The organism is Agrobacterium pusense, from assembly GCF_900102105.1.
In the GTDB taxonomy this organism is placed as follows: domain Bacteria; phylum Pseudomonadota; class Alphaproteobacteria; order Rhizobiales; family Rhizobiaceae; genus Agrobacterium; species Agrobacterium pusense.
The window spans coordinates 159,534-173,197 of the sequence record NZ_FNBB01000002.1 but is presented as its reverse complement, the minus strand read 5'-3'; the positions used below and the strand labels follow the sequence as shown (position 1 = coordinate 173,197).

At 58.6% G+C, this 13,664-nt stretch carries 16 protein-coding genes; 10 read left to right on the top strand and 6 right to left on the bottom strand.

Going from position 1 to position 13,664, the window contains the following annotated elements; all coding sequences use genetic code 11:
• Positions 1 to 59: 59 nt before the first annotated feature.
• A complete protein-coding gene (locus BLU28_RS05455) occupies positions 60 to 1,004 on the top strand; it encodes a LysR family transcriptional regulator (protein ID WP_006699631.1) in 945 nt (314 codons plus the stop codon).
• Positions 1,005 to 1,106: 102 nt separating this feature from the next.
• Here the strand turns inward: BLU28_RS05455 and BLU28_RS05450 are convergent, their stop codons facing one another.
• Positions 1,107 to 1,373 carry a DUF2188 domain-containing protein gene (locus BLU28_RS05450; RefSeq protein ID WP_004442919.1) on the bottom strand — a complete coding sequence of 89 codons (267 nt, stop codon included), beginning with the start codon at positions 1,371 to 1,373 and terminating at the stop codon, positions 1,107 to 1,109.
• A 195-nt stretch (positions 1,374 to 1,568) separates the two neighbouring features.
• On the opposite strand from BLU28_RS05450, the gene BLU28_RS05440 reads away from it, so the two are divergent.
• Positions 1,569 to 2,675 carry a calcium:cation antiporter gene (locus BLU28_RS05440; protein WP_077987404.1) on the top strand — a complete coding sequence of 369 codons (1,107 nt, stop codon included), beginning with the start codon at positions 1,569 to 1,571 and terminating at the stop codon, positions 2,673 to 2,675.
• A gap of 59 nt (positions 2,676 to 2,734) precedes the next feature.
• On the opposite strand, the gene BLU28_RS05435 is transcribed toward BLU28_RS05440, so the two are convergent.
• A complete protein-coding gene (locus BLU28_RS05435; RefSeq protein WP_004442922.1) occupies positions 2,735 to 3,937 on the bottom strand; it encodes a pyridoxal phosphate-dependent aminotransferase in 1,203 nt (400 codons plus the stop codon).
• A 212-nt stretch (positions 3,938 to 4,149) separates the two neighbouring features.
• Here BLU28_RS05435 and BLU28_RS05430 point away from each other — a divergent pair, with 212 nt between their 5' ends.
• The 4 genes from BLU28_RS05430 to BLU28_RS05410 all read left to right on the top strand — a co-directional run bounded on the left by BLU28_RS05430 (position 4,150) and on the right by BLU28_RS05410 (position 7,237).
• Entirely contained in the window at positions 4,150 to 5,073 is a 924-nt protein-coding gene (locus BLU28_RS05430; protein WP_022556666.1) for an EAL domain-containing protein, read from the top strand.
• A 136-nt stretch (positions 5,074 to 5,209) separates the two neighbouring features.
• Positions 5,210 to 5,521 (top strand): hypothetical protein, encoded by a 312-nt coding sequence (locus tag BLU28_RS05425; protein ID WP_004442924.1) that lies wholly within the window; start codon positions 5,210 to 5,212, stop codon positions 5,519 to 5,521.
• A 152-nt stretch (positions 5,522 to 5,673) separates the two neighbouring features.
• Positions 5,674 to 6,576, top strand: coding sequence for a DMT family transporter (locus BLU28_RS05420; RefSeq protein ID WP_048902730.1), 903 nt, complete (start codon positions 5,674 to 5,676; stop codon positions 6,574 to 6,576).
• A 445-nt stretch (positions 6,577 to 7,021) separates the two neighbouring features.
• Positions 7,022 to 7,237, top strand: a complete 216-nt coding sequence (locus BLU28_RS05410; protein ID WP_003494703.1) for a cold-shock protein — start codon at positions 7,022 to 7,024, stop codon at positions 7,235 to 7,237.
• 86 nt (positions 7,238 to 7,323) lie between these two features.
• Here BLU28_RS05410 and BLU28_RS05405 read toward each other — a convergent pair whose 3' ends face one another.
• Positions 7,324 to 7,968 carry an MBL fold metallo-hydrolase gene (locus tag BLU28_RS05405; protein ID WP_004442926.1) on the bottom strand — a complete coding sequence of 215 codons (645 nt, stop codon included), beginning with the start codon at positions 7,966 to 7,968 and terminating at the stop codon, positions 7,324 to 7,326.
• Positions 7,969 to 8,197: 229 nt separating this feature from the next.
• Between BLU28_RS05405 and BLU28_RS05400 the strand changes: the two genes are divergently transcribed.
• The 4 genes from BLU28_RS05400 (at position 8,198) to BLU28_RS05385 (ending at position 11,667) form a co-directional block, all read left to right on the top strand.
• Positions 8,198 to 8,797, top strand: a complete 600-nt coding sequence (locus tag BLU28_RS05400; RefSeq protein WP_077987402.1) for a DUF1236 domain-containing protein — start codon at positions 8,198 to 8,200, stop codon at positions 8,795 to 8,797.
• Between the two features lie 236 nt (positions 8,798 to 9,033).
• Positions 9,034 to 9,540, top strand: a complete 507-nt coding sequence (locus BLU28_RS05395; RefSeq protein ID WP_004442928.1) for a MarR family winged helix-turn-helix transcriptional regulator — start codon at positions 9,034 to 9,036, stop codon at positions 9,538 to 9,540.
• A 2-nt stretch (positions 9,541 to 9,542) separates the two neighbouring features.
• A complete protein-coding gene (locus tag BLU28_RS05390; RefSeq protein WP_006699625.1) occupies positions 9,543 to 10,256 on the top strand; it encodes a response regulator in 714 nt (237 codons plus the stop codon).
• A gap of 31 nt (positions 10,257 to 10,287) precedes the next feature.
• Positions 10,288 to 11,667, top strand: coding sequence for an ATP-binding protein (locus BLU28_RS05385; protein WP_006699624.1), 1,380 nt, complete (start codon positions 10,288 to 10,290; stop codon positions 11,665 to 11,667).
• 14 nt (positions 11,668 to 11,681) lie between these two features.
• Here the strand turns inward: BLU28_RS05385 and BLU28_RS05380 are convergent, their stop codons facing one another.
• Genes BLU28_RS05380 through BLU28_RS05370 form a run of 3 tightly spaced genes read right to left on the bottom strand, consistent with a single transcriptional unit; the run spans position 11,682 to position 13,355 of the window.
• Positions 11,682 to 12,023, bottom strand: coding sequence for a tRNA-binding protein (locus tag BLU28_RS05380; protein ID WP_004442931.1), 342 nt, complete (start codon positions 12,021 to 12,023; stop codon positions 11,682 to 11,684).
• An 11-nt stretch (positions 12,024 to 12,034) separates the two neighbouring features.
• Entirely contained in the window at positions 12,035 to 12,853 is an 819-nt protein-coding gene (proC, locus tag BLU28_RS05375; RefSeq protein WP_004442932.1) for a pyrroline-5-carboxylate reductase, read from the bottom strand.
• 1 nt (position 12,854) lies between these two features.
• Positions 12,855 to 13,355 (bottom strand): type III secretion system chaperone family protein, encoded by a 501-nt coding sequence (locus tag BLU28_RS05370; protein WP_004442934.1) that lies wholly within the window; start codon positions 13,353 to 13,355, stop codon positions 12,855 to 12,857.
• Positions 13,356 to 13,664: the final 309 nt, after the last annotated feature.

Here is a 13,664-nt window from a genome sequence, read left to right as displayed (position 1 = left end):
CGTCGCGTTTCACGATATACGAAATTATCGAAATCAGTGGATCGGCTATACAAAATTTTATGAGCAAGAACCGCGACGTCAGCTGGGATTTTTATCGCACCTTCCTTAGCGTGCTGAGCGACGGTTCGCTGTCCGCCGCCGCCCGCGAGCTTGGCATCACCCAGCCGACGGCGGGACGTCATATCGGCGCGCTGGAAGAGGCCGTCGGCTTTCCTCTGTTCATCCGCTCGCCGCACGGCTTGATGCCGACGGAAGCAGCCCTTGCGCTCCGCCCCTATGCGGAAAATCTGGCGGCGACGACCGCCGCCCTCATGCGCGCGGCCTCCGGCGAAGTCGGCAAGATCGAAGGCACGGTGCGCATCAGCGCATCTGACATCATCGGAGTCGAAATGTTGCCGCCGATTATCACGGCCATGCAGGAGGTTCACCCGCGGCTTGAAATCGAGCTGTCATTATCAGATACGCTGGAAGACCTTCTAAGACGCGAGGCGGATATTGCCATTCGCATGACCGAGCCGCTGCAGGACGCGATCGTCATGCGTTACATCGGCAATTTCCGTCTTGGATTTCATGCGACGCGCGACTATCTGGCAAAAGCCGGAACGCCAAAGAGCATGGAAGACCTGAACCACCACCGGATGGTTGGTTTTGACCGCAAGACGCCGTTCATCCGGGCGGCCATCCAGCGGATGCGTTCGCTCGATCCTGACATCCCCGATGTTGAGGAAATTTCCTTCGAAATACGCGCCGACAGCAACCTTGCACAACTTGCCATGATCCGCGCCAGCGCGGGCATCGGCGTCTGTCAGATTGGCTTGGCCCGCAAAGACCCGCGACTGGTTCAGGTTCTGCCGAACATCGACATCCCGCTCCATACCTGGGTCGCGATGCACGAAAACCTCAAGACCTCACCGCGATGCCGCGCCGTCTTCAGCGCCCTGGTCGAAGGCCTCAAGGGTCATCTCAAGGAAACCGATCCGGGCGCGCCACCGAAACGGCGCTAAGGCAGTGCCGCGTCGATACGAGGCAGCCCGCGATCCCCAACTGGAAGGGACCGGCGGAACGGAAAAGCGATCCTGGTTTGCTTAAAATCCACGGATCGCCCGTCAGAATGGTTCGGCCTGCTGCGTTGTCTTGTCCACCACCTCGGCTTCCGGGCGGTCGCCGCCCTGGCTGTATTCTTCATGCCAGTGGCCGCTCTCATCCTGATAGCTGATTTCCTCGTCATCGCCACCCACCTGCTGTTCGGCAGCGACGATGCGCGCAGCCTCGACGGCATCCGCATAGGTAGGAAATGTTTCGGAATAAGCGCCGTTCATGCGGTAGGCGAAGCCCCCGTCATGTTCGACGATTTCATACACCACTTTGGTCATGCATGTTCCTCCTGTTTCGGTAGGCGACATGGCAACCACAACCGCGCTTCAAGCATTGCACCCGATGGGGACACCGCGGCATGAGCAGCATGTCCTGCGACATCACTATCCTACCAAAAGCACTCAAGCGCAAATCCTGCTTGATCTGAGGGACGATACGTCACAGCCTAAGCCGATCCGGGGGAAGGGAAGTCAATGGCGGGTTCTATTCTGAAACAGGAGCGTATGCTGCTTCTGGCGATACCGGCGGCAATCGTCGCCTATCTGGCCGAACATGCAATCTTCGAAGCGGGAAAGACGGCGACGATCATCGCTGCCGTCGTGCTGATCGGGCTCATTGTTCTCGTCTCGATGCGGGTTGCCCATCACGCCGAAATCCTGGCCGCCAAGGTGGGCGACCCCTACGGCACCATGATCCTGACGCTGTCGGCCGTTGCGGTGGAAGTGCTGATCCTTGCCATCATCATGAGCGAATCCAGTTCACCCACGCTGGTGCGGGATACGATCTATTCCGCCGTGATGATCGACATCAACGGCATTCTTGGTCTCGCCGCGCTTCTTGGAGGCCTTCGCCACGGAGAACAGCCGTATAACGATGATTCCGGCAAGACCTATGGCGTGATGATCCTGACAGCCATGGGCATATCGATGATAGTGCCTGAGTTCATTCCTGAACAGAGCTGGCACATCTACTCGGTGTTCACAATCGTGGCGATGATTGCGCTTTATGCGCTGTTCCTCAAAATGCAGGTGGGCCCGCACAGCTATTTTTTCAGCTACACTTACCCTCGAAAGCCACATCCGGCCGGCCAGCCATCCGGCAGCCATGCGGAAGAGGACGATGAAGGCAACGTACCACTCTCCATCGGCCTCATCATCGCCGGCGTGGTTCTGATCGGCGTACTGGCGGAATTCATGTCCGCCTTCCTGGGCGAAAGCCTTGAAGGCACCAGCGCACCACCAGCGCTGATGGCCGTGGTGGTGGCGACGATCTCGGCATCGCCGGAAATCCTCACCGCGCTCAGGTCCGCCCTGCGCAATCGTATGCAGGCCGTGGTCAATATCGCCATGGGCGCATCGCTCTCGACGGTTATCCTGACCGTGCCCGTGATGGAGGGTATCGCGCTCTATACCGGCCAGCCCTTCATCATGGCGATGACGCCCGTTCAGACCGTCATGGTCTTCATCACGCTCATCGCCGCCGCCATCAACCTCAATGACGGTGAAACCAACGCGATTGAAGGAATGACGCATTTCATTCTCTTCGCCACCTTCATCATGCTGCTGTTCCTGGGGCTCTGACCGAAACGAAAAAAGCCCGGCATCGCTGCCGGGCTTCTTCAATCGAGGTTACAAACCGATCAGCGGCAATCGGCGCAGAAGCGCTGGATGCGCTTGCAGGCCTCTTCCAGCAACTCTTCCGAGGTGGCATAGGAAATGCGGAAGTTCGGGCCGAGACCGAAGGCCGAGCCCTGCACAACGGCAACGCCTTCGGCTTCAAGAAGCTCGGAGACGAAATCCGTATCCGTCTCGATGACCTTGCCCGACGGCGCGGTCTTGCCGATCAGGCCGGCGCAGGACGGGTAAACGTAGAACGCACCTTCCGGAGCCGGGCAGCTGATGCCCTTGGCCTGGTTGAGCATGGAGACGACCAGGTCACGGCGGCCTTCGAAGATTTTCTTGTTCGCCGGAATGAAATCCTGCGTGCCATTCAAGGCTTCGACCGCGGCCCATTGTGCGATGGAGCTCGCGCCCGAGGTCTGCTGGCCCTGGATCATGTCCATGGCCTTGATGAGCGGCAGCGGGCCGGCAGCGTAACCGATACGCCAGCCGGTCATGGCATAGGCCTTGGAAACGCCGTTCATCGTCAGCGTGCGGTCATAGAGCGAAGGCTCTACTTCCACCGGCGTGACGAATTTAAAGTCGCCATAGGTCAGGTGCTCATACATGTCATCCGTGAGGATCCATACATGCGGGTGCTTGACGAGCACATCGGTCAGCGCCTTCAACTCGTCGTGCGAATAGGCCGCGCCCGACGGGTTCGACGGCGAGTTGAACACGAACCACTTGGTCTTCGGCGTGATCGCCTTTTCCAGCGCTTCCGGCTTCAGCTTGAAATTGTCTTCCAGCGTCGCGTCGACGAATACCGGCGTGCCGCCGCAGATCGAGACCATTTCGGGATAGCTGACCCAGTACGGCGCCGGGATAACGACTTCATCACCGGGGTTCAGCGTCGCCATGAAAGCGTTGAACAGGATCTGCTTGCCGCCGGTGCCGACAATCGTCTGCTCCGGCTTGTAGTCGAGGCCGTTTTCACGCTTGAACTTGTCGGCAATCGCCTTGCGCAGTTCCGGAATGCCGGAAACAGGCGTGTATTTCGTTTCACCGCGTTTAATCGCATCAATGGCCGCTTCCTTGATATTGTCGGGCGTATCGAAATCCGGCTCGCCGGCGCCAAGGCTAATCACATCGCGGCCCTGCGCTTTAAGCTCGCGGGCTTTCTGGCTAACGGCGATGGTGGCGGATGGCTTTACGCGGGAGAGAATGTCGGCAAGGAAGGCCATTTTTAATCGGTCCTATTGGGGTTGACATCGCAGAGCTTGGAAATCTCGTCTGCTGCGGCAATTTCTATGTCGAAAGACGGGCCTAGTTTCAAGGCCAAAAGCCAGCCTATCCGCCGTGGGGTACAATTTAAGCCTTCCTTAACCCGGAAGTAACGCTTGTTGAGCTACATTCGCGAGCCTAGGGGTCGTGTCTCTCTATAGCTGGTTGAAAAATGGCGCCCAAAAGCATCTTTTCCAGTCTTGTCCGCGAGGCCGATGGCACATGGTCCACCGCCTATAACAGCTTCAACCTCAAGTCCGCCCTGCAGCCCATATTCCGTCGCACATCAAGCGGCCCGCTGGACATCGATTCCTTCGAAGGTCTTGTGCGCCCCCACCGCAACGGGGAACCGGTAACACCAGGTGAATTTTTCTCGCTGGTGGCACCCGAAGACATCGAAAATATCGACAGCATCCTGCGCACCATCCACATTCTCAACACCGGCAGGCTCAGCCGCTCCCGCGCGCGCATCTTCGTCAATTTCCATCCCGGCCTGTTCCAGACGCCAGCCAAGATGCGGCAGGAAGTGGAGCGCATGCGTCTCGCAGCCCACGAGGCCGGCATGACGGCAGACCGTATCGTCTGCGAAATCTCCGAGAAGAAGGCCTCCGACACCCAGATGGTCGCAGATTTCGCCTACCACATGCACGATATCGGCTTTCGCGTGGCGCTCGATGACTACGGCGCCGGCGATACCGCCATCGAACGGGTAAAGCTCATCAAGCCGGACTATGTGAAATTCGAAGCGGGCTGGGTGCGCGACTTCATGCAGAATTCTGCGGGCGCCGCTCTCCTGCGCGTCATTGTCAGCCAGTTTCGGGAGGATGGGATAGAGCCGGTTTTCGAGGGGTTGGAAACCGGTTGGCAGGTGGAGCAATGCGAAGAACTCGGCGTTTTCCTGATGCAAGGCTACATTCTGGCAAAACCGGAACTTGCGCCCACCAGTTTCGATGCGCGCTTTCCCGAGCTGGGCAGCGCATATTTTTCCCCTGCCGCACGACTGGAGAAAGGCTCCGCGGCTTTTTTCCGTGAGGAGCGCACCTCTGACGCGCATCCCCTGCGCCAGACCCGGACATTCGGAAAACGCGGCCTCTGACGCCAATTCCGGTTCAAAAACGCTCGCGCCACAATATTGCCGCAATAAATGCCGCGGAACGCCAGAATTCGGTCTCCAAGCCGTCCATTTCGAAGCCTCTTTTGTCCTTTAAGAACAGGGACAAGAGGCGACAGCCATGTTTACCAACGACCGCACTTCCGTTGAAAGGTTAAGGGCACAGAGAACGCTGTTTTCCCTCTGGATGGCGGTCGCGGCTTTTCTTGTCATCATCACCATGGCAGCCGGCATCGCGACATCGGCCAATGCGGCTGCGCAAGCGGTGGACACCCTGCATACCTCCGCCATACCGCAGGTGGCTGCGACGACGAAGGCAGGTCCGCATATCCTGCTCATCGTCCTCTCCGCCGCGGCGTTCGTCGGCCTCGGCCTTGGCGGCCTGATGCTTACCCGGCGCAGCCTGAAGGACGAGGCCCGCCGTTATAGATAACGGCCCTCCCCTCGACTTGCGGCATCGGCATGTTGCTGCTAAAGCACCCGGGAAACAGTCGTCCGACACAGCTGGATGACACCTCACAAAATCCCCTGTTTGCCCGGCCGTGACGTCAATGATCTCCCGGCCCCGCGTTGCTGGTGCCAATAATGACGCGAATTCAGGCCAATATGCTGCTTCTGCTCGCCGCAGCAATCTGGGGAGGCGGCTTTGTCGCACAATCCTCAGCCATGGCCTCGATTGGCCCTTTCTGGTTCGTCGGTTTGCGTTTCGCCATCGCCGCCATCGCCGTGCTGCCCTTCGCGCTCATGGAAACCCGGTCCCTGAAATCACCGCCCCGCCCGCGTCAGATCGGCAGCTTCATTCTCGTCGGTCTTGCGCTGTTCGGCGGCGCCACCACCCAGCAGGTCGGGCTGCTGACCACGACGGTCACCAATTCCAGCTTCCTGACCGGGCTCTATGTCATCTTCGTGCCCGTGATTGCCGTTCTGCTTTACCGCCGTCACCCCCACTGGGTCGTCTGGCCCTGCGCGCTGATGATGCTCGGTGGTATATTCCTCCTTTCCGGCGGCGCCTTCGAGACGCTGACGAAAGGGGATATTCTCAGCATCATCTGCGCTTTCTTCTGGGCGATCCAGATTACGCTCGCAGGGCGCTTCGTCTCCGAAAGCGGCCGGCCGCTTGCGCTCTCCTGCACACAATTCGCGGTTTGCTCCCTTCTTAGTTGCATGATCGGCGTTGTGTCCGAACCGATCAGCATGGTCGCCATCGAGGCGTCGATGGTAGAAATTCTCTATGTCGGCCTCGTTTCTTCCGGCCTCGCCTTTGTGCTTCAGGTGATTGCCCAGCGCTACACAACAGCGCCGCAGGCCGCGATTTTCCTGTCGTCGGAGGCGCTCTTCGGCGCCCTGCTGGCCTCGATTTTCCTCAAGGAAACCATTTCCGGTGCCGGCTATGTCGGCTGCCTGATCATTTTCATCGCCATCCTGATCGTGGAATTGGTACCGGAACTGACGCGCAAACGGCAAAAAACCGCGACAGAAGCGGCGTGACGCGAAAAGAACTGTTTTTTCTGTTTTCTCGGGAAATCGCGGTCACGCGTCCAAATTTTTGCCGGGAATGCTCAGACCGACCGGCAATTATTTCATCAACTATCACTTATGCGAAAAAAATGTGCGGTTCCCACGCGTAACTCTACCGCAGGTTTTTTATCTGACAAAAAGCCCGTAAAAACTTTTGCTTGCCAATTTTCGATAAACGCAGCAATCTACTGCGGTTCGGGCAATTTGCGAGCATGGGAAGGCCTATAAATTTGCGCACTGGGGACGCTATAAACCTCGGGCGGTGGGACGAAAAACGTTGGATGAGAACGCCATTACTTCCCGCTGCGAAGGTCCATTTTCTCAATAGTCAAAAACTGCCTGCCAACGCCCACGCGGGGCAAAACTGTAATGCTGCCTGTAGCTGAACGCGGGCAGAGCGAAAAGGACCTGATGCATGGCCGAAACTGGCACCGTAAAATTTTTCAATACAGACAAAGGCTTCGGCTTCATCAAGCCAGACAATGGTGGCGCTGATATCTTTGTTCACATCTCTGCCGTACAGGCTTCCGGCCTGTCCGGACTTTCAGAAAATCAGAAAGTGAGCTTCGACACGGAACCGGATCGTCGCGGCAAAGGGCCGAAGGCAGTCAATCTGCAGATTGCTGGCTGACCCTAAAACGGCTTTCTTTTCTAGTTGAAGCCCGGCAGGAATGCCGGGTTTTTTTGTGCGCGCCGCAGGCCGCAGTCGGCCGGCGCTCACAGTCCCTTGAGATAGGGGTTGGTCAGCCGCTCCTCACCCAGCCGTCCGCCCGGGCCGTGGCCGCAGATGAAACCGACATCGTCGCCAAGCGGCAGCAGCTTATCGCGAATGGACGCCATCAGCTGCTCGTGGTTTCCACCCGGCAGATCCGTGCGCCCCACCGACCCGGCAAACAGCACGTCGCCGACATGGGCGAAGTTCTGGTCGCGGTTGTAATAGATTACGTGACCAGGCGCGTGCCCCGGGCAATGATAGACCTCGAAGACGTGATCGCCAAAGGAAACCTTGTCACCTTCCTTCAGCCATGAATCCGGCACGACGTTCTTCAGACCGCTGATGCCGTATTTCTGCGCCTGCACCTCAATTCTCTCCAGCAGGGGCCGGTCATCTTCATGCGGCCCGATCACCGGCAGGGAGAGTTTTTCGCGCAACTCATCCGCACCACCGGCATGGTCGAGATGGCCGTGCGTCAACCATATTTCCTTGAGCGTGATGCCGTTTTCAGCAACCACCTGAAGAATGACGTCCACATCCCCGCCAGGATCGACGACGACGCCTTCCTTGGTGTCCTGATCAAACAGGACGGTACAATTCTGCTCAAATGGCGTGACCGGAATAATCCCGGCCTGCAACTTTCCCATATCCCGTGTCTCCTGTCTGATAGATCCGCCATCCTATAGCCCGCTACCGGTTACGGCACAATGGCGACAGGTCGCCTTGTTCTCAGCGGCGAATTCACGAAGAAAATCCCTATTCCATACAGTTAGATAACACGAAGAGGCGGCTCGATGAGACATCATCTTCCCGAAAAATGTGGAACGCCCTGGGGATTGCGACGTTGTAGCACCAGTCTTGAAAGGAGTGAGACACATGGACAAGACGCTTAAAATGCTGATCGCTGGTGGCGCCTTCGCCTTGATGGCGGGCTATGCAAATGCCGCCATGGTCGCAACAACCGCCTCGGATATTTCTGTCCGGTCTGGCCCCGGTGACGACTATCCGGAAGTCGGCCTCGCCACGCGTGGCAGCAACGCCGTGCTGGACGGCTGCATGGAAGGCAGCAGCTGGTGTCGCATCGAGGTGAACGGTCTGCGCGGCTGGGCCCATGCCGATCACCTGAACGTGATGTATGAAGGTTCGCCCGTCATTCTCAAGGAACGCCGCACGGAACTCAGCGTGCCGGTCGTGACCTACGAAAAAACTTCGAGTGTTCAGGCTGAACCGAACCCCGGCGATCCGAATCTGGGCCGCGTCGGCGAAGTCGATCCGCCGCAGTCGGTCATCACCTATATTGACGAGCACCCTGCCGATACCATCACCTATGACGGTGACATTGCCGTTGGCAGCGTCCTGCCGGCCGATACCCGTCTGGTTGAAGTTCCAGATTATCAGTATCGGTATGTGCGGGTGAACGATGTACCTGTACTCGTAGAACCCTCGACACGTCGTATCGTATACGTCTACCAATAAGACGGCCATGACCACAGTAATGCTGAGAGCGCGGAGTTTCCGCGCTCTTTTGTATTTGCGGTAAAGGTCGCTCAGGATTCCAGTTGCACCGGCACCCTCGCCATATTATCCACCGCAACAGAAAATGATCGCGGCATTCTCCCGAGCGGACGCATTTTCGGCTATGTTTACAGAATATTGGCGCATCGGCGCCTGCAACATATGATCAGACAGCCGCAGAATATGAAGGAACCGCAGTGCCACCGCAATCGCTCAAAACCGCCGCCGCCAGACAGACACCGGCACTGCCGAAGGTTGACGACGGCAAGATTGACTTCGACACGATCGAAGCGCTGTTTTTCGCCTATCGCGATTTCGTCTCCGATCCCGACGTCATCCTGTCGAAACTTGATTATGGGCGCGCGCATCACCGGGTGGTCTATTTTGTCAGCCGGCAGCCGGGCATGACCGTGGCGGATCTGCTCGATACGCTGCAGATCACCAAACAGAGCCTCGCCCGAGTGTTGAAGCAATTGATCGACGACGGTTACATCCGCCAGATGGCAGGTCCTGAAGACCGCCGCCAGCGCCGGCTCTATCCGACGCTGACAGGCCGCGAACTGGCGTTGGCGCTCAGCGAACCACAATCACGCCGCATCGACCGCGCGCTGGAAGGCCTCGGTCCCGATGCGCGCGCCTGCGTGCGCAAATTTCTGGCGCAGATGCGCAGCCCGGCGACGATGACCAGCGTGGAGGATGAGTGACGATGGCGCAAGCTCCGGCAAAACGTCCACCGGCGGACGACGATGCGGCTCATCTCCTGATCGTCGACGATGACGCTCGCATCCGCGATCTCCTGCAGCGTTTTCTTGGCGACAAGGGATATCGCATCTCCGTTGCGGCCGATGCAGCAGAAGCCCGCCGCAAGATGGTGGGCATCCGTTTCGATCTGCTGATCCTCGACGTGATGATGCCCGGAGAGAACGGGCTTTCGCTGACCCGCTCGCTGAACGAAGATAAATCCGTGCCGGTCATTCTTCTGACCGCCCGCTCGGAAGCGGATTCACGTATTGCCGGGCTGGAAGCGGGAGCGGACGATTATCTCGCCAAGCCTTTTGATCCGCGCGAACTGGTCCTGCGCATCAACAATATTCTGCGGCGCAACACCTCCCCGGACACGCCCAAGATCGAACAGATCATGTTCGGCCCCTACAGCTTCTCCATTCCCAGGAGGGAACTGCGGCGCGGTCCGGAAACGATCCGCCTGACAGATCGTGAACAGGAGATCATGCTGCTTTTTGCGCTACGCGCCGGCGATACCATTCCACGGCACGAGCTGGTGGAAGCGGAGTCGGAAGTGGGCGAAAGAACGATCGACGTGCAGATCAACCGTCTTCGCCGCAAGATCGAGGACGACCCTGCCAACCCGGTCTATCTGCAAACGGTGCGTGGCATCGGTTACCGCCTCAGCGTGGACTGACGAGCACCCAACGAAGGGCGAACGCACGACCATGGCGAGCCTCGATTTTCTCGACACGTTTAAAAAAAGCGCCGTCGCAAAGACCTGGCGCTCCCTCGGCAGATGGCTGCGACACTGGCTGCCCACCGGGCTTTACACCCGTTCGCTGCTCATCATCATCCTGCCGATGATCTTGCTGCAGGCCGTGGTCGCGGCCGTCTTCATGGAGCGCCACTGGCAGCTGGTGACCGAACGCCTTTCGGCAGCGGTGACCCGGGATATCGCCGCGATCATCGAACTTCTACAGACAGACCCCGAAGAGGATGACTATCAGCGGGTCATCCGCATCGCCCGCGACAAGCTGGGTCTCAGCGTCTATATTGAGCCCAAGACGGACCTGCCCGCGCCACGGCCGGAGCCGCTGTTCTCGATTCTCGATACCATCCTCGCAAACCAGCTCAGCCAACAGATCGGCAGGCCCTTCTGGATCGATACCTATGGCAACGGCTCACTGGTGGAAATCCGTGTCCAGCTCGATGATAAGACGCTCCGCGTCTTCACCAGCAGAAGCGCGGCCTATGCCTCCAATACCCACATCTTCCTTGTCTGGATGGTTGGCGCATCGCTGGTGCTCATCGCCATTTCGATCCTCTTCCTGCGCGGCCAGATCAAGCCGATAGAAGCGCTTGCCAAGGCGGCGGAGAATTTCGGCAAGGGCCAGAAGGTCAGCGCCTATTCTCCCCGCGGCGCGGATGAAGTACGCCGGGCGGGCCTTGCCTTCATCCTGATGCGGGAGCGCATTGAACGGCAGATGGAGCAGCGCACCGCCATGCTGAACGGTGTCAGCCACGACCTGCGCACCATCCTCACCCGGTTCAAGCTGCAGCTGGCGCTCGCCGGCGACAATCCGGATCTCGAGGGCCTCGACAAGGATGTGGAAGACATGCAGTCGATGCTGGAAGCCTATCTGACCTTTGCCCGTACCGATGTGGAAGAGGATGTCGGCACGCTGGAGCTTCCTGCACTTCTCGAAAAAATCGGCCATGATTTCGAACTGCACGGCAAGAAATTCAGCTACGAACTCTATAATATCGAGAGGATCATCGCGCGGCCGAACGCACTTTCACGGCTCGTCGCCAATCTCGCCGAAAATGCCCGGCGTTACGCCAGCAACCTCCACGTCGATATCCGCAAGGCGCCACGCTCCATTATCATGACCTTTGACGATGACGGACCGGGCATTCCGGAGAATTCACGCGAGGATGTATTCAAGCCGTTTTTCCGACTGGACGAGGCGCGCAACCTCAATGCCTCGGGCACCGGCCTTGGCCTTTCCATCGTCCGCGACATCGCCCGCAGCCATGGCGGCGACGTGTCGCTGGATAAAAGCCCGATGGGCGGATTGAGGGTTATCGTCAAAATCCCGGCTTGACGGCAGGCCGCCAATCAGCACATTTTCTCGCCGTTAGGAACCGGCCTTTCAACCGCAGCGAGTACGATATCTCCATTGGCGTCGGCAAAGCCAAGAGTCAGGACCTCGGAGCGGAACGGCCCGATCTGGCGCGGCGGAAAATTCACCACGCCCAGAACCTGCCGGCCGATAAGGCTTTCCGGCGTGTAGTGCACCGTGATCTGCGCCGAGGACTTCTTGATGCCGATCTCCGGCCCGAAATCGATCTTCACCTTGATTGCAGGTTTGCGCGCCTCGGGAAAAGGCTCGGCTTCCACGATCGTACCGACGCGGATATCCACCTTCTCGAAATCGGCATAGGAAATTTCGCCGCTCATCGCCCGCCTCCTCAGCCCGCCAGTTCTTCAGCGCGGGTCTTGGCAGCGGCGACCGCCCTGTCGAACAGGGGCTGCATGCCGTCTTCGGCCATCAGCACGGAAAGTGCGGCAGCCGTGGTGCCGCCCGGCGAAGTCACATTCTGGCGCAGGCGCGCCGCCTCGTCGGAGGACTGGTGCAGAAGCTCGCCGGCGCCAGCCACGGTTTCACGCGCCAGACGCATGGCCACATCCGCCGGAAGACCTGCTTTGCGGCCGGCTTCAGCCATGCATTCCACGAGATAAAAGACATAGGCTGGCCCGCTGCCCGAAACCGCGGTCACGGCATCGATATCGCTTTCGGCATCCACCCATTCGACCGGACCGCTGACCTTCAGCAATCCGTCCACCACGGCTTTAAGCTCGGGTGTCACAAGTTCATTTGCATATGCGCCGGTAACACCACGGCCCACCATCGCTGGCGTATTGGGCATGGCGCGTACCGCGGCAATTGCACCGAAATGCGAAACGAAGGTGGCAATGGTGGTGCCCGCCGCGATGGAGACGACGACCGTTTCCGGGCCCAGCAGGGGCTTCAGCGAAGGCAGCACTGCTTCCATCATCTGCGGTTTCACCGCCACGAAAAGAATGCCGGCCTTGACGCCTTCAGGCGCGCTTTCGCTATGGGCCGCACCCGCTTCCGTAATCGTCGTGCGCATGGCGTCGGAGGGCCGCGGGTCAACGACAATGACCTGCGATCCCGGCACGCCCTTTTTCAGCCAGCCAGACAGCATGGCGCCGCCCATATTGCCGGCGCCCACGAGGACGAGCGGCCCGGAAGCCTTATATACCATGTTACGCTTCTCCAACGGTCTCGAACATGACCGCTTCGATTGCACTTTTCGCATCCAGACCCGACCAGACGACGAACTGGAATGCCTGATAATATTGCTCGCAGGCCTCCAGCGCGCTGGAGAGCAGCACTTCTACCTGCTGGTTGTTCGGCTCGGCACCGCCTGACAGAAGCAGCGACTGGCGGAAGATCACGACATCTTCCTGCCGCCACAGATCGAAATGCCCCATCAGCACCTGACCGTTGACCTGCGACAGCAGGCAAATGACTTCGTTGACACGGTGATCGGGCACCTTAATGTCGAAGGCGCAGGCAAGATGCAGCGCTTCGAAATCTTCCATCCACGCAAATGAAACGTGATAATCGGCCCAGTGGCCCGCCACAGTCATGGCGATCTCGTCCTCGCCCGAACGCTCGAACGACCAGTCATTCGAGGCAGCGACAATCTCGATCATATCGACGGGATTGGACTGACGCTCAATTTCAAATTCTATCAGACTCATGCGGCACCTTCTCAGCCGGTCGGAATGTCGTGTTTTGAACGCCGGGCACAAAACGCACATACAAACCGGGATAAACATTTGAGACGATTGCCCGACACCACCAGAATAACGCATTCACCCTGTCTGGAGCTTACCGGTCTTTTCGAATCATCATTTAAAATCAGTGTATAATGGCCGAGTCCCGCTGCCACCCCTCGCTCGCCATTTTTGCTTTTTGAGCAGTGGATATCTTCTCCCCCATCACCTCAGGCGAGAGTCTTAAGCGACTCTGCCGATTGTGTTTTTTGGAAGTGTCCACAGGCCCAAAAA